15 protein-coding genes are annotated in these 16,520 nt (G+C 68.3%); 7 read left to right on the top strand and 8 right to left on the bottom strand.

All coding sequences use genetic code 11. The annotated features are described in order from the left end of the window. Window positions 1-7 precede the first annotated feature (7 nt). The gene (locus tag C7H75_RS07460) at window positions 8-574 is read right to left on the bottom strand and encodes a DUF4245 domain-containing protein (RefSeq protein ID WP_013415300.1); all 567 of its coding nucleotides are present in this window, start codon (window positions 572-574) and stop codon (window positions 8-10) included. Window positions 575-753: 179 nt separating this feature from the next. Here C7H75_RS07460 and glpX point away from each other — a divergent pair, with 179 nt between their 5' ends. The 4 genes from glpX (at window position 754) to C7H75_RS07440 (ending at window position 4,220) form a co-directional block, all read left to right on the top strand. Beyond that, a complete protein-coding gene (gene glpX, locus C7H75_RS07455) occupies window positions 754-1,794 on the top strand; it encodes a class II fructose-bisphosphatase (RefSeq protein WP_005514628.1) in 1,041 nt (346 codons plus the stop codon). A 93-nt stretch (window positions 1,795-1,887) separates the two neighbouring features. Next, entirely contained in the window at window positions 1,888-3,294 is a 1,407-nt protein-coding gene (locus C7H75_RS07450; protein ID WP_005514629.1) for a class II fumarate hydratase, read from the top strand. A gap of 28 nt (window positions 3,295-3,322) precedes the next feature. Then, window positions 3,323-3,745, top strand: a complete 423-nt coding sequence (locus C7H75_RS07445; RefSeq protein ID WP_005514630.1) for a limonene-1,2-epoxide hydrolase family protein — start codon at window positions 3,323-3,325, stop codon at window positions 3,743-3,745. A gap of 64 nt (window positions 3,746-3,809) precedes the next feature. After that, window positions 3,810-4,220: a carboxymuconolactone decarboxylase family protein gene (locus C7H75_RS07440; protein WP_005514631.1), complete on the top strand. Its 411-nt coding sequence runs from the start codon at window positions 3,810-3,812 to the stop codon at window positions 4,218-4,220. Here the strand turns inward: C7H75_RS07440 and kstD are convergent. Then, window positions 4,207-5,910 carry a 3-oxosteroid 1-dehydrogenase gene (gene kstD, locus C7H75_RS07435; RefSeq protein WP_064058965.1) on the bottom strand — a complete coding sequence of 568 codons (1,704 nt, stop codon included), beginning with the start codon at window positions 5,908-5,910 and terminating at the stop codon, window positions 4,207-4,209. The genes C7H75_RS07440 and kstD overlap by 14 nt on opposite strands. 377 nt (window positions 5,911-6,287) lie before the next feature. Continuing rightward, on the bottom strand, window positions 6,288-7,595 hold the full coding sequence (gene phoH2 / locus C7H75_RS07430) for an RNA 5'-3' helicase PhoH2 (protein ID WP_106851171.1): 1,308 nt from the start codon (window positions 7,593-7,595) through the stop codon (window positions 6,288-6,290). A gap of 307 nt (window positions 7,596-7,902) precedes the next feature. Here phoH2 and C7H75_RS07425 point away from each other — a divergent pair, with 307 nt between their 5' ends. Further along, complete coding sequence (locus tag C7H75_RS07425; RefSeq protein ID WP_081183015.1) at window positions 7,903-8,517, top strand: nucleoside/nucleotide kinase family protein; 615 nt, start codon at window positions 7,903-7,905, stop codon at window positions 8,515-8,517. Window positions 8,518-8,568: 51 nt separating this feature from the next. On the opposite strand, the gene glyA is transcribed toward C7H75_RS07425, so the two are convergent. Both glyA and C7H75_RS07415 read right to left on the bottom strand, forming a co-directional pair. Beyond that, on the bottom strand, window positions 8,569-9,879 hold the full coding sequence (glyA, locus tag C7H75_RS07420; RefSeq protein WP_005514635.1) for a serine hydroxymethyltransferase: 1,311 nt from the start codon (window positions 9,877-9,879) through the stop codon (window positions 8,569-8,571). Between the two features lie 42 nt (window positions 9,880-9,921). Further along, window positions 9,922-11,166: a hypothetical protein gene (locus tag C7H75_RS07415; protein WP_005514636.1), complete on the bottom strand. Its 1,245-nt coding sequence runs from the start codon at window positions 11,164-11,166 to the stop codon at window positions 9,922-9,924. A 183-nt stretch (window positions 11,167-11,349) separates the two neighbouring features. Between C7H75_RS07415 and coaA the strand changes: the two genes are divergently transcribed. After that, window positions 11,350-12,282 (top strand): type I pantothenate kinase, encoded by a 933-nt coding sequence (gene coaA, locus C7H75_RS07410; RefSeq protein ID WP_005514637.1) that lies wholly within the window; start codon window positions 11,350-11,352, stop codon window positions 12,280-12,282. Between the two features lie 48 nt (window positions 12,283-12,330). Here coaA and C7H75_RS07405 read toward each other — a convergent pair whose 3' ends face one another. Together C7H75_RS07405 and C7H75_RS07400 are read right to left on the bottom strand one after the other, a co-directional pair. Beyond that, window positions 12,331-13,470 carry a serine hydrolase domain-containing protein gene (locus C7H75_RS07405; RefSeq protein ID WP_106851170.1) on the bottom strand — a complete coding sequence of 380 codons (1,140 nt, stop codon included), beginning with the start codon at window positions 13,468-13,470 and terminating at the stop codon, window positions 12,331-12,333. Beyond that, entirely contained in the window at window positions 13,467-14,801 is a 1,335-nt protein-coding gene (locus tag C7H75_RS07400) for a flavin-containing monooxygenase (RefSeq protein ID WP_084844563.1), read from the bottom strand. Before C7H75_RS07400 ends, C7H75_RS07405 begins: the two co-directional genes overlap by 4 nt. 146 nt (window positions 14,802-14,947) lie before the next feature. Here C7H75_RS07400 and C7H75_RS07395 point away from each other — a divergent pair, with 146 nt between their 5' ends. Beyond that, a complete protein-coding gene (locus C7H75_RS07395; protein ID WP_005514641.1) occupies window positions 14,948-15,577 on the top strand; it encodes a TetR/AcrR family transcriptional regulator in 630 nt (209 codons plus the stop codon). A gap of 33 nt (window positions 15,578-15,610) precedes the next feature. On the opposite strand, the gene C7H75_RS07390 is transcribed toward C7H75_RS07395, so the two are convergent. Beyond that, window positions 15,611-16,378, bottom strand: coding sequence for an isoprenyl transferase (locus tag C7H75_RS07390; protein ID WP_005514642.1), 768 nt, complete (start codon window positions 16,376-16,378; stop codon window positions 15,611-15,613). Window positions 16,379-16,520 lie beyond the last annotated feature (142 nt).

Here is a 16,520-nt window from a genome sequence, read left to right as displayed (position 1 = left end):
GACGGTCCTAGGGCTGCAACGGTGCCACGTCGATCGCGGCCGCGAGCTGCTTGAAGTCCTCCGCCGGTGCCGGTCCGGTGATGAGGACACGGGCGTCACCGAAGTCCGAGACCCAGATCGCCTCGGAGTCGCCGTCGTCGAACACATCCCACTGCCGGCTGCCGATCCGTTCGGTGCCGCTCTGGATCCGAGTGTCGCCCGCCACGAACGGGACCAGCGTCTCCACCGTCGCGTCGCTCTGGGTGAGCTGGATGTACCGACCGACCTCGGTGATGAACCCGATGTTGCTCGAGTCGCCGCCGCCGTCACCCGAGACGATGCTGCGGCTGCCCGAGTTCGGCTGCCAGCCCTCGGGGATCTCCGGCTTGCGGATCGGGAAGCCGAGCTCGCGCGAGTCGTACTTGAAGGCCGCGTCCGCGTCGAAGCTGGGGACCGGTCCGGGCTTCGGACCACCCGGGCTGAACGAGCACTGACTCGCCACGCCCGCGATCAGCAGACACGCGACCACGAGCGGGATCAGGGACCACATCATGTCGTGGCCGTTCTGCAGGATGCGGGGCTTCTTGTCGGGCACGGTGTCCAGTATTCCTGTTCCCGGCTCCGGGTGGCCCAGCAGGCCACGCATCGTCGGGTAATGAAAGAATCATCCTCGAGATTCGTCCACCGAATCGACGGCCCGACCGCACCGCGGTCGACCGCCCCGAAGTGTCGGCCACCACATTGCGCCGACCTTGACTGCAGGAGGCACTGCCCATGACGGCCAGCACCCCATCGAGTCGCCGCGAGGCCCCGGACCGCAACCTCGCTCTCGAGCTGGTACGCGTCACAGAGGCCGCCGCCATGGCTGCCGGCCGTTGGGTCGGGCGGGGCGACAAGGAGGGCGGCGACGGTGCCGCCGTCGACGCCATGCGGCACATGGTGAGCTCGGTCTCGATGCAGGGCGTCGTCGTCATCGGTGAGGGCGAGAAGGACGAAGCCCCCATGCTGTACAACGGCGAAGAGGTCGGCAACGGCGACGGCCCGCTGTGCGACGTCGCGGTCGACCCGATCGATGGCACGACGCTGATGAGCAAGGGCGCCCCCGGCTCCATCGCGGTGCTCGCGGTCGCCGAGCGCGGCGCGATGTTCGACCCGTCCGCCGTGTTCTACATGGACAAGATCGCCGTCGGTCCCGAGGCCGCCGACGTCATCGACCTGGCTGCCGGTGTCGCGGAGAACATCCGTCGCGTCGCGAAGGCCAAGAATCGCGCGGTGTCCGACACCACGGTCACGATCCTGGACCGTCCGCGGCACGCCGACATCATCCGCGAGATCCGCGAGACGGGCGCCCGCATCCGGCTGATCTCCGACGGCGACGTCGCCGGCGCCATCGCGACGGCCCGCCCCGATTCGGGTGTCGACATGCTGCTGGGTATCGGCGGCACCCCCGAGGGCATCATCGCCGCGGCCGCACTGCGGTGCATGGGGGGAGCCCTGCAGGGCAAGCTCGCCCCGAAGGACGAAGCCGAGCGGCAGAAGGCCCTCGACGCCGGCCACGACCTGGACCGCGTCCTGCGCACCGAGGAGCTCGTCACCGGCGAGAACATCTTCTTCTGCGCCACGGGTGTCACCGACGGCGACCTGCTCAAGGGTGTGCGCTACTACGGCGGCGGCGCGACGACGCAGTCGATCGTCATGCGCAGCAAGTCCGGCACCGTCCGCATGATCGAGGCGTACCACCGCCTCGAGAAGCTGCACGAGTTCTCGTCGATCAACTTCGACGGCGTCGACGGCGCACAGCCCCCGATGCCGTGATCTAGGCGCTCCGCGCCTGTGCGCACTTTTGGTAGCTCCGACCACCGAAAGTGCGCACGGGCGGCGCAGCCGACCGGGTGGCAAGCTGGATGCATGAGCGACAGCAGCGATCCGCAGTTCCGTATCGAACACGACACGATGGGCGAGGTCCGCGTCCCGGTCGACGCGCTGTGGCGCGCCCAGACGCAACGCGCCGTCGAGAACTTCCCGATTTCCGGCCGCGGCCTCGAGCGCGCCCAGATTCGCGCCATGGGGCTGCTGAAAGCCGCTTGCGCACAGGTCAACAAGGACCTCGGACTGCTCGATCCGGACAAGGCCGACGCAATCATCGCCGCCGCGAACGAGATCGCCGACGGCCGCCACGACGACCAGTTCCCGATCGACGTGTTCCAGACCGGGTCCGGGACGAGTTCGAACATGAACGCCAACGAGGTGATCGCGAGTCTGGCGGCGAAGGCCGGTGTCACGGTTCACCCCAACGACGACGTGAACATGTCGCAGTCGTCGAACGACACGTTCCCGACGGCCACGCACGTCGCCGCGACGGAGGCCGCCGTCAAGGATCTGGTTCCCGCTCTCGACCACCTGCGGCTCGCCCTGTTCGACAAGGCGGCACAGTGGAAGACGGTGGTCAAGTCCGGGCGCACGCACCTGATGGATGCCGTCCCGGTCACGCTCGGTCAGGAGTTCGGTGGCTACGCGCACCAGATCGAGGCCGGTATCGAACGGGTCCTCGCGACGCTCCCCCGTCTCGGCGAGCTGCCCATCGGCGGCACCGCGGTCGGAACGGGCCTCAACGCGCCGGACGGCTTCGGGCCCCGGGTCGTCACGGAGCTGGTCCGCACCACGGGATTGGACGCACTCTCCCCCGCTCGCAACAGTTTCGAGGCGCAGGCCGCGCGCGACGGACTGGTGGAGGCGTCCGGTGCGCTGCGCACCGTCGCCGTCTCACTGACGAAGATCGCCAACGACGTCCGGTGGATGGGCTCGGGCCCGCTGACCGGTCTCGGCGAGATCCGGTTGCCGGACCTTCAGCCCGGCAGTTCGATCATGCCCGGCAAGGTCAATCCTGTTCTGCCCGAGGCGGTCACACAGGTCGCAGCGCAGGTGGTCGGCAACGACGCCGCTGTCGCGTGGGGCGGCGCGGCCGGCGCGTTCGAGCTGAACGTGTACATCCCGGTGATGGCGCGCAACCTGCTCGAGTCGTTCCGTCTGCTCGCCAACGTCTCCCGACTGTTCGCCGATCGCTGCATCGCCGGCCTCGAAGCGAACGAGGAGCACCTGCGCACGCTCGCCGAGTCGTCGCCGTCGATCGTCACCCCGCTCAACTCCGCGATCGGCTACGAGGAGGCCGCCGCGGTCGCGAAACAGGCACTGAAGGAGAAGAAGACGATTCGGCAGACCGTGATCGATCGCGGACTGATCGGCGACGGACTCACCGAGGCCGAACTCGACCGTCGCCTGGACGTTCTCGCCATGACCAGGGCGGACGACGAGTAGCCCCACGACGATTCACCAGGAGTGCACCGTGGAAAACCGACCGGACGCAGCAGTACAGGTAGTCGAGGACTTCTTCGCGGCCCTCACCGACATGGACGTCGACCGCGCGGTCGAGTACCTCACCCCGGACATCGTGTGGCAGAACACGACACTCCCGACATTGCGCGGACTGTCCGCGGTCCGGCGGGCACTCGCTTTCGCGAACAAGCCGACTCGGCGTTTCGAGGCGGTGATGCAGAACATCGCGAGCGACGGCGACGCTGTCCTCACCGAACGTATCGACACGCTGTTCGTCGGCCCACTGCGCTCGACGTTCTGGGTGTGCGGAACCTTCGAGTTGCGCGACGGCCGGATCGCGGTCTGGCGGGACCGCTTCAGCTGGGGCAACGTGGCTGTGGGCACCGTCACCGCGACGGCCCGCGCACTCCGGGGTGGTGACCGACGCGGGTAGGCTCCCTGACCGTGCGGTACCGGCGATACGTGCCGCGAGATCCTCACACAGGAAGCCGACGGCGATGACCGAACAGCAGAACTCCTCCCCCGCATTCGAGGCCGGCCTCGATGTCCGCACCGAGGTGATGGGCGCCGACTTCGTCGAGAGGGCTTTCGAGCGCACACGCGGCACCGATTCCGAGGACATTCAGGAGTTCATCACCGAACACGTCTGGGGATCGGTGTGGACCCGCCCCGGATTGGACCGCCGCAGCCGCAGCCTGATCAACCTCGGCATGCTCATCGCGCTGCGCGCCGAGAACGAACTACGCGGCCACGTCCGGGGTGCCCTCCGAAACGGGCTCACCCGCACCGAGATCGTCGAGACCGTGATCCATGCGAGCGCCTACTGCGGCGCTCCCGCCGGGCTCGCCGCGATGCGCGTCGTGCAGGAGGTTCTCGAAGCCGAGTTGGGTCCGCTCAGCGAGGACTGAGCGGACGCCCCGCCTTGGCGGCGATGTCCAGTGCCGCAAGATAACCGAACACCAGCGCCGGCCCGATGGTGGCGCCGGGCCCGGCGTAGGTGTGACCCATCACGGGGGCGCTGGTGTTGCCCGCCGCGTACAGCCCCTCGATCACCGAACCGTCCTCGCGCAGCGCCCGCCCGTCCACGTCGGTGACTATCCCGCCCTTCGTCCCGAGATCGCCGGGCACCATCTGCGCGGCGTAGAACGGCGCCTTGGTGAGTTCCCCGAGGCTCGGGTTGGGCTTGTTCGTGATGTCGCCGTAGTAGTGGTCGTAGCGGCTCTCACCGCGATGGAAGTCCTCGTCGGTTCCGCTGCGCGCGAAGCCGTTGAACCGCTCCACGGTCGCCGCGAGCGCGTCGGCGGGGACGCCGATCTTGCCGGCGAGTTCCTCGATGCTCGACGCCTTCACGATCGCGCCGCTCTCGAGCCACTTGCGCGGCAGCGGGCTGCGCGCGGTGACGCCCGCGAAGAGGTAGCGGTCCCGGTAGGTCTGGTCGAATATCAGCCATGCCGGGAGGTTCTCGCCGGGACCTTCGCCCTGACCGAACTCGCCGCCGTACATGCGGTGCGTCGCCTCCACGTACGGGAGCGACTCGTTCATGAACCGCTCGCCCCGGTCGTTGACCATGATGCTGCGCGGCAGCGACCGTTCGGCGAGCGCGAACCACGGCCCCTTGGGCAGCGGGATGGACGGCGCCCACCACGCGTCGTCCATGAAATCGATTGCGGCCCCGACCTTCAGTCCCGCGTTTATGCCGTCGCCGGTGTTGCTCGGGGCACCGATCGTCCATTCCGAACCGATCGGCGCACGCTGGTATTTCTTTCGCATCTCGTCGTTGGCGTCGAAACCACCGCACGCGAGGACGACGCCGTACTCCGCCCTCAGTGTGCTTTTGCCGCTGCCGGTTTCGACGACGACCCCGGTCACGCGCCCGTCCTCGACGAGGAGGTCGACCAGGCCGGTGTTCAGCCGCACCGGGACGCCAGCCCCGCGCACACCGAGCATGAGTTCGGCCATGAGGGCGCCACCCATCCCGATGAGCTTCTGCCGCCGCGCCTTCGCGACGAACGTCCGCATCCCGACCCTGATCATCCGGACCGGTCCGCGCCAGTGCCGCAGTCCGGTACTGAGCCAGCGATAGTCGGACTGCTTGACCACGACGTTGAGCGGAGCCTTGCTGTACGGCGGGTGCAGCGTGGCGAGGTCGTCACCCAGCGCCCGCGCGTCGAACGGTTTGGGCTCGCACGAGCGCCCCGTCGACAGTCCACCGGGCGCCTCCGGGTAGTAGTCGGAGTAGTTCTTCACCCACTCGAGCTTCAGCGGCGAGTGGTCGACGAGGAACTGCAGCGCCTCGGGACCGCGGTCGATGTAGGTGTCGATACGGGCCGGGTCGACGCCGGGACCGATGATGCTGTGCAGGTAGCGGCGGGCCGCCTCGACGTCGTCGGCGGGGGCTTCACGCTTCAACACCGAGTTGCCGGGGATCCAGACGCCACCACCGGACCGAGACGTGGAACCGCCCCAGTACCGGGACTTCTCGACGATGACCACCTTCAGCCCCTGGTGCGCAGCCGTGATCGCGGCGGCCATACCGGCGCCTCCGGCACCCACCACCACGACGTCGAACTGCTCGTCCTGACCCGTGTTCTGCTCCATGACCACCCCTCGGTACGCGACGACGAACCACTGCGGCAAATCTAGAACACGTTTCAATATTGAACAACGATTTGAGGGTGGAACCGGCCGCACGCTGGCGCGACCCGGCTGGGCGATCCGGTTCGTGGGGTGAAATCATGGATGAAATGCCCGTTGTCGTCCGGTTTCGGTTTCTCCCGTGACCACTGTGGCGGCTAGCGTCTGAGTCGCTGCTTCTCCTCTGTCGAAGCAGCAGCGGCACTCGCCCACCCCCCGACGCGGGCGAGCGCTGCACCGCCGGGCGGTGGGTGCGGTCACGCCGGCCGCAGCCACCGTCCGGCCACCTCCCCCCTCGGCAGCCGTCCGGTGGCTGCGAATGCCCACCCCCGGTGGACTACTCAGGCGGGACCGAACTCCTCGAGCATCTCCGTCACCAGCGCGGCGATGGGCGAACGCTCACTGCGAGTGAGAGTCACATGCGCGAACAGCGGGTGCCCCTTGAGCTTCTCGATGACCGCGGCGACGCCGTCGTGCCGCCCGACCCGCAGGTTGTCCCGCTGCGCGACATCGTGGGTGAGCACGACCCGCGATCCGGTGCCGAGCCGGGAGAGCACAGTGAGCAGAACGTTGCGCTCGAGGGACTGCGCCTCGTCCACGATCACGAAGGAGTCGTGTAGTGAGCGGCCACGAATGTGCGTGAGGGGCAGCACTTCCAGCATTCCGCGGCTGAGCACTTCCTCCATCACCTCGGGGCTGGCGAGGCCGTCGAGGGTGTCGAAGACGGCCTGCGCCCACGGGCCCATCTTCTCGCTCTCGCTGCCCGGCAGGTAGCCCAGTTCCTGACCCCCCACCGCGTACAGCGGACGGAAGACGACGATCTTGCGGTGGCTGCGCCGCTCCAGAACAGCCTCGAGTCCGGCCGTGAGCGCCAGCGCGGACTTACCGGTGCCCGCCTTGCCGCCGAGCGAGACGATCCCGATACTCTCGTCGAGAAGCAGATCCAGCGTCACCCGCTGCTCCGCGGATCGGCCGTGCAGCCCGAATGCCTCCCGCTCACCACGCACCAACTGCACGCGCTTGTCCGGCGTGACGCGCCCCAGCGCACTGGACCGGCCACCGAGGAGCCGAATACCCGTGTGGCAGGGCAGTTCCCGCGCCTCGTCCAGGTCGACGACGCCCTCGGAGAACAACTGGTCGATGAACTCGGAGCTGACGTCGATCTCCGTCATCCCGGTCCAGCCGGACGGGACCACGTCGTGTGCACGGAACTCGTCGGCCGGCAGACCCACCGCGCCGGCCTTGACCCGGAGCGGGATGTCCTTGCTGACCAGCACGACGTCCTTGCCTTCGGCAGCAAGGTTCAGAGCACAGGCCAGGATCCTGGAATCGTTGCTGTCCGTGCGGAATCCGACTGGGAGCACGGAAGGGTCCGTGTGGTTGAGTTCCACCTGGAGTGTGCCGTTCTCGGTGCCGATCGGCACCGGGCGGTCGAGACGACCGAACTCGAGACGGAGGTCGTCGAGCATCCGCAGCGCTTCGCGGGCGAACCATCCCAGCTCGTGATGGTGGCGCTTGTCCTCGAGTTCGCTGATCACGATCAGTGGCAGCACCACTTCGTGTTCGGCGAATCTACTGACGGCCCACGGGTCCGAGAGCAGGACCGAGGTGTCGAGGACGTAGGTGCGGACGGAGCTGATTGCGGTCACGTGAGGCTCCTCGTTCGTTTGCGTGGCACCCGCGCAAACCTGTTCGCTGGACCGGTCCGGGCCCGAGTGTCAGATGACACGAGGGCCGGGTGCCGGCCCCCTCGCACTGAATGTTCCAGTCACGATCAGGACCTCCCGTACAGACAACTTCGCCTGCTGTCTGTTACGCGCGACGCTACGCCCCCGGACCCATCGCCCAGTGCACGCGTCCGGCGTGTCGAGTGAAGTCGACGTGAACGGCAGCTCACGTGAAGATCCACCCGCCCCGCCCCGCCCCGGCCCGGTGCCGGTCCGCCACACTGGATCGATGATCGCCTTCCGCCCCGTCGCCCCGGACGGACTGATCGAACTGGTCGCTACTCGCGCCGCCTCCGCACCGGCTGTCCGGGTGGTCGCGATCTCCGGCGCGGACGCAGCGGATCCGGTGGAGTTCGCCGAGCGGGTGGCCGCACGCCTGCGTCTTTCCGGGCGTCCCGCCGCGGTGGTGTCCTTGCACGACTACGTCCGGCCGGCGTCGCTCCGGTTCGAGCACGGCCATCGCGACGACTACAGCTACCGCCACGGATGGTTCGACTATCCCGCGCTGCTGCGGGAGGTCGTGACGGCGCTCCGTGAGCGGCGGCAGTGGCTACCCCGGCTGTGGGACGAGGCCGCCGACCGTTCGGCGCGGGCATCCGTCGTCGAGGCTGGCCCCGGCCAGGTGCTCCTGATCGCCGGCCCGATGCTGCACGGACGCGGCCTCGATCCCGATGTGGTCGTGCAACTGACACTCTCCCGCGGCGCCCTCGAGCGCCGCACCCGGCCCGAGAATCTGTGGACGATCGATCCACTGCTCGCACACGACGCCGCGATCGACGCCCCGGCGGACATCGTGGTGCGCTACGACCACCCCGACCGCCCGGCGATATCGGCCGGGCCGTGAACACGACGACGGCCCGCACCCCATCGGGCACGGGCCGTCGTGGACCGAGTATCAGGCCTTGGGCAGCAGGCCCCAGTTCTCGAGGCCGTCGTACAGCGGGAAGTCCTGCGCCAGCTTGGAGACGCGGGCACGCAGCGCCGGGACGTCCGCGTCGGCGCCCTTGGCCAGCGCGGTCGCGATGATGTCGGCGACCTCCGTGAACTCGGCATCGCCGAAGCCACGGGTGGCCAGGGCCGGGGTGCCGATTCGCAGGCCCGACGGGTTCATCGGCGGGCGCGGGTCGAACGGCACGGCGTTGCGGTTGACGGTGATGCCGATCTCGTGGAGCAGATCCTCACCCTGCTGGCCGTCGAGCTGCGAGTGACGCAGGTCGACCAGCACCAGGTGGACGTCGGTGCCACCGGTGAGCACCGAGATGCCGTTGCCGGCGACGTCGGCGCCACCGAGGCGCTCGGCGAGGATCTTCGAACCGGCCAGGGTGCGCTCCTGACGGGCCTTGAACTCCGGGGTGCCGGCGATCTTCATCGCGACGGCCTTCGCGGCGATCGCGTGCATGAGCGGGCCGCCCTGCTGGCCGGGGAACACCGAGGAGTTGAGCTTCTTCGCCCACTCCTTCTTCGCCAGGATCATGCCGGAGCGGGGGCCACCGAGGGTCTTGTGGACGGTGGTGGAGACGACGTCCGCATGCGGGACCGGCGACGGATGCAGACCCGCGGCGACCAGACCGGCGAAGTGCGCCATGTCGACCCACAGCTTGGCGCCGATCTCGTCGGCGATCGAGCGGAACGCAGCGAAGTCGAGGTGACGCGGGTACGCGGACCAGCCGGCGATCAGGACCTGCGGCTTCTCCCGCAGCGCGGTCTCGCGGACCTGGTCCATGTCGACGACGTGGGTGTCCTCACGGACGCCGTAGGACGCGACCTCGTACAGCTTGCCGGAGAAGTTCAGCTTCATGCCGTGGGTGAGGTGACCGCCGTGCGCGAGGTCCATGCCCATCAGCTTCTCGCCCGGGTTCATCAGCGCCATCAGCACCGCGGCGTTGGCCTGCGCGCCGGCATGCGGCTGGACGTTCGCGAACTCCGCGCCGAAGACCTCCTTGGCACGACCCCGCGCCAGGTCCTCGACGACGTCGACGAACTCGCAGCCGCCGTAGTACCGGCGACCCGGGTAGCCCTCGGCGTACTTGTTGGTGAGCACGCTGCCCTGGGCCTCGAGGACGGCGCGGGGAACGAAGTTCTCCGACGCGATCATCTCGAGGGTGTCACGCTGACGCGACAACTCACCCGCCATCGCGGTGGCGACCTCGGGGTCCAGTTCGGCGAGGGACGCGGTGTTCACGTCGGTGGCAGGCACAGCAGTCATCAGCGAATCTCCAGGCTGGATTGCGGAAGTATCCCCTCCAGTCTAAGGACGAGGCTGTTCGGTCCCCAAAGCGGCTCCACCGGCGGCCACCAGCTCGTCACGGAGCGCGCCCGGTGTGAGCGGCTCGTCGAGCAGCCGTCGGAACCGCTCGGAGCGCTCCGGGCCGACGGGCGCGCGGTCCAACCAGGCGCCGAGCAGCCGGTAGCCCTCGACGTACGTGCTGATGTAGGCCCGCCACAGCGGCGACGACAGGAACCGCAGGCTCTGCTTGGCCCGCTCGGGGCTCGACAGCGTCCAGCGCTGCAGGAACGCGGCGACGTCGTCCGCGTCGGCGCCGCGATCGTGGAGCAGGAGCGCGGCGTCCTGACGCACCGACAGCAGCCCGGCCGACGCCGCGGACAGCTCCTCGGCCCGCTCTCCGTCGAACCGGAGCCCCAGGTCGGCGTAGATCTCCTGCGCCCAGCGTCCCCAGCCCTGACCCACGATGGACGCCAGCGCCAGGTCGGCGAGCCCCTCGGCCATGAGGCACTGCGGGGTGTTGACGACGAACAGCGTCTGTTCGAGCTGTCCGGCGCCCACGAGGCCGGCCTCCTTGCGGCAGTGTTCGGTGTGGTGACCCGGGTAGGACTCGTGCGCGATCAACCGCGGCAGGTTCGACATGTGCTGATCGAGATCCGAGTTGATTGCGACGGTGGACCGGTAGCCGCCGAGGTAGTAGTTGAACCCGGACCACGGCTTGTCGCCGACGACCTCGTACTCCACCCGCTCGGTCTCGGGCAGCGTGTACTCGGCGCGCACCCGGTCCCGCAGCGCGCTGTCGAACGCCTCGACGCACTCGGCCAGCCGCTCCGGCGGAATGCGGTCGGCGGCGCGGTGCGCCTCCATCCGCTGGGCGAGGGTGCCCGGGCCCGGCAGGACGGCGTCCATCCGGCGGTGCGCTTCGCGGTAGGTGTCGGGGTCCGCGGGCTCGATCCGGACGTCGAAGTAGGCCGCGACCTCGTCGACGAAACCGATGTCGTCCCCGGCGAACTTGCGGGCCGAGCACTCGAGCGCAGTGAGGTGCGCGTCGAGGAAGCGCGTCCGTTCCACCGTGAACCCCGCTCCGGACAGTTCCGTCCGCAGTGCCCGGGCATCGACGGCGAGTCGGCGCGGATCCGGCCGCGGCTCGTTCTCGACCTGGCGGCGCAGCGCCGGATCGCCGGTGTAGGCGTCGACGAACCCCTCTTCCAGGCGGTCGAACCGCAGGCCGAGCAGGAGATAGTCGCGCACCAATGCGTCCGGTTCCATGATGGGGACAGTAGTCCGTCACCTGTGGTTACAGCAGGCCGTCGCCCACGGTTTCCACCGTGAGGTGGACCCGGCGCAGCGGGCTCGTGTGGTTGCGAGCACAATTTGCCTCATGCACCTGCCTTCCCCCAGCACGCGCATGCGCCGATCTCAATCGAAGCCACTCTCCCGAGAGGTGCAGCGATGGCACGGGTGAGCGAATCCAGCCCCTACGTCGAGTTCGACCGCAAGCAGTGGCGCAAGCTCCGCAAGTCGACGCCACTCGTCCTCACCGAGGAAGAACTCGTCGGGCTCCGCGGCCTCGGTGAGCAGATCGACCTCGACGAGGTCGCCGAGGTCTATCTCCCGCTCGCACGTCTGATCCACCTGCAGGTCGCCGCCCGCCAGCGGCTGTTCGCCGCAACCGCAACGTTCCTCGGGGACAAGCACCCCGACCGTCAGGTGCCGTTCGTCATCGGTGTCGCCGGCAGCGTCGCGGTCGGCAAGTCGACCACTGCCCGTGTCCTGCAGGCGCTCCTCGCCCGCTGGGAGCACCACCCCCGCGTCGACCTCGTCACCACCGACGGGTTTCTCTACCCCACCGCCGAACTGACCCGCCGGGGCATGATGCACCGCAAAGGATTTCCGGAGAGCTACGACCGCCGCAAGCTGCTGCGGTTCGTGACCGAGGTCAAGTCGGGTGCCGAAGAAGTTGCAGCCCCGGTGTACTCGCACATCTCGTACGACGTCATTCCGGGCCAGTATCACCTCGTCCGGCAGCCGGACATCCTCATCATCGAGGGCCTCAACGTGCTGCAGACCGGCCCGCGGCTGATGGTCTCGGACCTGTTCGACTTCTCGATCTACGTCGACGCGCGCATCGAGGACATCGAGGCGTGGTACATCAAACGTTTTCTGGCGCTGCGGAAGACGTCGTTCGCGGATCCGAACGCCCACTTCCATCACTACGCGGCCCTGTCCGACGAACATGCGACGCTCGCGGCCGAGGACATCTGGAACTCGATCAACCGGCCGAACCTGGTCGAGAACATCCTCCCGACCCGCCCCCGCGCAACGCTGGTGCTGCGCAAGGACGCCGACCACACCATCAACCGCCTGCGCCTGCGCAAGCTCTGACGGCCCGGTGTCCTGTGCGTCCCCCTCCGGACGCACAGGACACCCGGGTCACAGCCCCGCGTACGCCTGCGCGACGTAACTCTCGGTGCGCGGTGCACCGAGGAGTTGCGGGGACATCTTGTTCATCACGTACGCGAAGGTCATCCGGCGGTCCAGGTCGTTGACGACGATCGAACCGCCGTACCCGGTCCACCAGCACACCCGCCCGTCGGGGATCGACGGATGGATCGCGGGCGCCGGCAGCGCGTATCCGAGGCCGAAACGCAGTGCCGCGCCGAGCACCTGGTCGACGCCGTCGGACTGGACGTCGAAGATCCGGTCGATCGTCGCGGGGCGCAGTAGCTGCTCCCCCGACACCGTCCGGCCTCCGTGTGAAACGACCGATTGGACCAGTGCGACCGACCGCGCGTTCCCATGACCGTTCGCGCCACCGATCTCCGCGCTCCGCCACAACCTGCTCGACGTCTCCGGTACCGGGATCACCGGGTTCGCCATCGTCTTGACGAACACCCCGTCGGGCGGCAGTGCCGCATAGTCGAATCCGGAGGGCGGGGGCGCGATCAGCGGCGCGATCCTCGGATCGACGTCGGCAGGAACACCGATCAGATAGTCGGCGCCGCAGGCCGCCGCGACCTCCGTCGCGAAGAACTCGCCCAGACCGACCCCGGTGACGCGGCGGACCATTCCACCGACGAGGTGCCCGAAGTTCGTCGCGTGGTAGCCGGACGCCGTGCCGGGTTCCCACCAGGGTGCCTGCTCCGCGAGCAGGTCCTCCGCCCGGACGGCGTCGCAGATGTCGGCGAGGGACACCGGCTGCTGCCAACCGCTCACACCCGACGTGTGACCGAGGACGTGACGCACCAGCACCGCGCCCTTGCCGTTCGCCGCGAACTCCGGCCAGTAGTGGGCGACGGGCGCGTCCAGATCGAGTTGCCCGCGATCGACCAGCAGCAACGCCGCGAGTGTCGTCATGGTCTTCGTCAGCGAGTACGTGTTGACGACAGTGTCCTTGACCCACGGGGTGCCCGTGTCGACATCCGCGACACCGCCCCACAGGTCGACCACGATCTCCCCCTCGGCTACCACACACACCGACGCCCCGACATCGGTGCCGTCGTCGAGGTTGCGCTGCAACAGGTCCCGCAGACCCGAGAACGCGGGGTCGGCGAAGCCCTCGACGGCCGTCATCGCGCGCCCACCGGCGCCTGCTGTGCCCGCTTCTCGCCGGCCGCGATCTCCTTCTTCAAGTCCCGGACGTAGCGCGCGAAGTCGACCTGGATCGTGTGCCTCGGCGTCTGGTAGTACTGCGCGAGGCTGGCCGCGTCGTCGGCCCCGATGATGCGCCGCATCTCGTCGTCCGACGGCGGCACGTACGCGCCGGTGAGCACGCCGGCGACCAGCTTGCTCTGCTGCTCGGCGAGGTTGACGATCGTCGGCGACGCCTGCGCGAGGCCCATGAAGAACAGGTTGTCGACACCGGGCTGCATGATCCGCTTGAACAGCGGAAAGCGGTGCTGCGCATCCGGTTGCAGCGAGGGATCGTCGAAGAACGGAAAGCTCATGTTGTACCCCGTGGCGCACACGACGACATCGGCGGGGATCCGCCGTCCGTCGACGAGCCGAACGTGGTCGCCGTCGAGCGATTCGATCGCGGGAACGCACGTCAGGTCCCCGGATCCCGCCTTCGCCAGGAAGTCGATACTGACAGACGGGTGCGCACCGAGCGGCTCGTGGTCGGGCTCGGGGAGACCGTAGTCCTGCATCTGACCGAGCGACTTCTTGATCTTGCGCCGCGCGATGGCCAGCCCCAGTTTCTTCGGCATCCACGGGGGCATCATCATCTTGTCGGCCGGCTTGCCCTCGCGATACTTGGTCAGCACCCAGACCCCGCGCCGGGCGGATACCCACACGTGCTTCGCGATCGACCGGTGCGACAGCTCCGACGCGATGTCGAGCGCCGAGTTGCCCATGCCGACGACCACGACGTTCTTGCCGCGCATGTCGATCGGGTCGAACACGTTGAGGTAGTCGTGACTGTGGATGATCGCCCCGTCGAAGGTGCCCGGATACTCGGGCATCCGCGGATCCCAGTGGTGTCCGTTGGCGACGACGAGGGCGTCGTACGTACGGGTCTCGCCGGTGTCGAGTGTGACGTCCCAGGTGCCGTCCGCGTTCCGCCGCGCCTTCTCGACCATCGTCTTGAACGTGATGGTCTCCCGCAGGCCGAACTTCTCGACGTAGTCACGGAAGTAGCCGTGCATCAGCGAGTGGTGCGGGAAGTGCGGCCAGTCCGCGGGAACCGGGAAGTCCTCGAACTGCAGCCGGGTCGACGACGTGTCGATGTGCAGGCTTTCGTAGCACGACGACATGCCGGTGGGGTTCTTGTAGTACCAGTTGCCGCCGACGTCGTCCGACGCCTCGAAGCAGTCGTACGGAATCCCGTGATCCTTGAGCCGCTTGGCCGTGGTGAAGCCGGAACAGCCGGCGCCGATGATGCACACCTTGGGCAGCTGGGGCATGGAAGCTCCCTTCCCACAATCGGATTGCAGCAGACAACTGAAAGGACGTGACGTACGTCATAGAACCGGATTCGCTGACATACTGTCAAGCGAATGTCGGCGGGGCGGAACCGGCAGTGTCCGTACGATCTGACCGGAGGTGTGCATTGAACGAGACCGGAGCAGCGCCAGTCAGGAAGCCGACACTGCGGGACGAGCAGAAGCGGCTGACGCGCCGACGCCTTCTCGACTGCGCGCGAGACCTGTTCGCCGCGAACGGCTACGCCGCAGTGAAGATCGAGGACATCGCGTCCGCAGCCGGCTGCAGCCGGGCCACGTTCTATCTGCACTTCACCGGCAAGACCGACATCTTGCGCAAGATCGGATCCGAGTCGATGGACCCACGCGCCGCGTCGGTCTACGCCGACCTCGACGACGTCCTCGGGACCGGGTCGCGGGCCGAGTTCACCCGCTGGGTCGAGCGCGCCATCGACTGGTTCGACCGCAATCGCGCGATCCTGCCCGCGTGGGACGAGGCCCTCGTCCTCGAGCCGGACTTCCGGGAACCTGCCCGGGAGGCCATCGCGGCACTACCGGACGCGATGCCGTCCTACCTCGCACGCTGGGGCAGCGCCCGGGAGCGCGAGGCGCGGGTCCGGATCGAACTCCTCGTCACGCAACTCGAACGGTTCTTCACCCGCTGGGCCGTGCAGGGCACGATCGAGATCCCCCGCGACCAGGCCGCGGAGGTCCTCACCGACATCTGGTACCCCGCCCTCACCCCGCCGGCGAGCTGACGACCGTCGGACGCCCCGCGCCGACGGTGGCGGCTACGTGCCGAAGCGTCGGTGCCGGGCGGCGTAGTCGCGCAGCGCGCGCAGGAAGTCGACGCGCCGGAACTCGGGCCAGTACGCCTCAGTGAACCAGATCTCCGAGTACGCGCTCTGCCACAGCAGGAAGCCGGACAGCCGCTGCTCCCCCGACGTCCGGATCACCAGGTCCGGATCGGGCTGGCCCGACGTGTACAGGTGCCCGTCGATACCTTCGACGCTCATCGCCTTGACGAGGTCGTCGCCGGTCAGCCCTGCGGCCAGCTTGTCGCGCAGCAGGGACTGGACGGCGTCGGCGATCTCCTGCCGGCCGCCGTAGCCGACCGCGACGTTGACGTGCGTGCCGGTGCGGCCACGGGTGCCCTCGGCGGCTTCCCGCAGCCGCCGCGCCTGATCCTCCGGCAGCAGGTCGAGCGTGCCGACGATCTTCACACTCCAGTTCTTGCCCGGCCCGGAGATCTCCTCGACCACCTCGGTGATGATCTCGAGCAGCGTGTCGAGCTCCTCGGGCTCGCGCCGCAGGTTCTCGGTGGACAGCAGGTAGATGGTGGCCATCTCGATCCCGGCCGCGTCGCACCAGCGCAGCAGTTCCGCAATCTTGCGCGCGCCCATCCGATGACCATGGCTGACGTCGGTGAATCCGTTCTCACGCGCCCACCGGCGGTTGCCGTCGCACATCACCGCCACATGGCGCGGATGCTGTAAACCGTCGAGACGGCGCAGGAGCCGTCGCTCGTAGATGCTGTACAGCAGGCCGCGCAACTTCACCTGGACATCACCACGGGATCAAAGACTACGCCGCGAACCTGCGGTGCCCGCGCCGAGCACCCGAGTGTCGCGAACGCCTCAGTACCGACCCCCTTCCAGGTTACGGTACCGTAGGTTACTGTTGCGTAGCTTTTGCGGAGAC

Source organism: Rhodococcus (subgen. Prescottella) equi (assembly GCF_003013675.1).
Classification (GTDB): domain Bacteria; phylum Actinomycetota; class Actinomycetes; order Mycobacteriales; family Mycobacteriaceae; genus Prescottella; species Prescottella equi.
Note: the sequence above shows the minus strand (reverse complement) of the source record. Positions and strands in the feature narration are given on the sequence as shown.

Excerpts from the sequence above, each read along its gene's own strand:
- C7H75_RS07425 (WP_081183015.1), top strand. The coding sequence starts at position 7,903 with ATGATCGCCTTCCGCCCCGTCGCCCCGGACGGACTGATCGAACTGGTC.
- C7H75_RS07400 (WP_084844563.1), bottom strand. The coding sequence starts at position 14,801 with ATGCCCCAGCTGCCCAAGGTGTGCATCATCGGCGCCGGCTGTTCCGGC.
- glpX (WP_005514628.1), top strand. The coding sequence starts at position 754 with ATGACGGCCAGCACCCCATCGAGTCGCCGCGAGGCCCCGGACCGCAAC.
- C7H75_RS07440 (WP_005514631.1), top strand. The coding sequence starts at position 3,810 with ATGACCGAACAGCAGAACTCCTCCCCCGCATTCGAGGCCGGCCTCGAT.
- glyA (WP_005514635.1), bottom strand. The coding sequence starts at position 9,879 with ATGACTGCTGTGCCTGCCACCGACGTGAACACCGCGTCCCTCGCCGAA.
- C7H75_RS07450 (WP_005514629.1), top strand. The coding sequence starts at position 1,888 with ATGAGCGACAGCAGCGATCCGCAGTTCCGTATCGAACACGACACGATG.
- coaA (WP_005514637.1), top strand. The coding sequence starts at position 11,350 with ATGGCACGGGTGAGCGAATCCAGCCCCTACGTCGAGTTCGACCGCAAG.
- C7H75_RS07405 (WP_106851170.1), bottom strand. The coding sequence starts at position 13,470 with ATGACGGCCGTCGAGGGCTTCGCCGACCCCGCGTTCTCGGGTCTGCGG.
- kstD (WP_064058965.1), bottom strand. The coding sequence starts at position 5,910 with ATGGAGCAGAACACGGGTCAGGACGAGCAGTTCGACGTCGTGGTGGTG.
- C7H75_RS07415 (WP_005514636.1), bottom strand. The coding sequence starts at position 11,166 with ATGGAACCGGACGCATTGGTGCGCGACTATCTCCTGCTCGGCCTGCGG.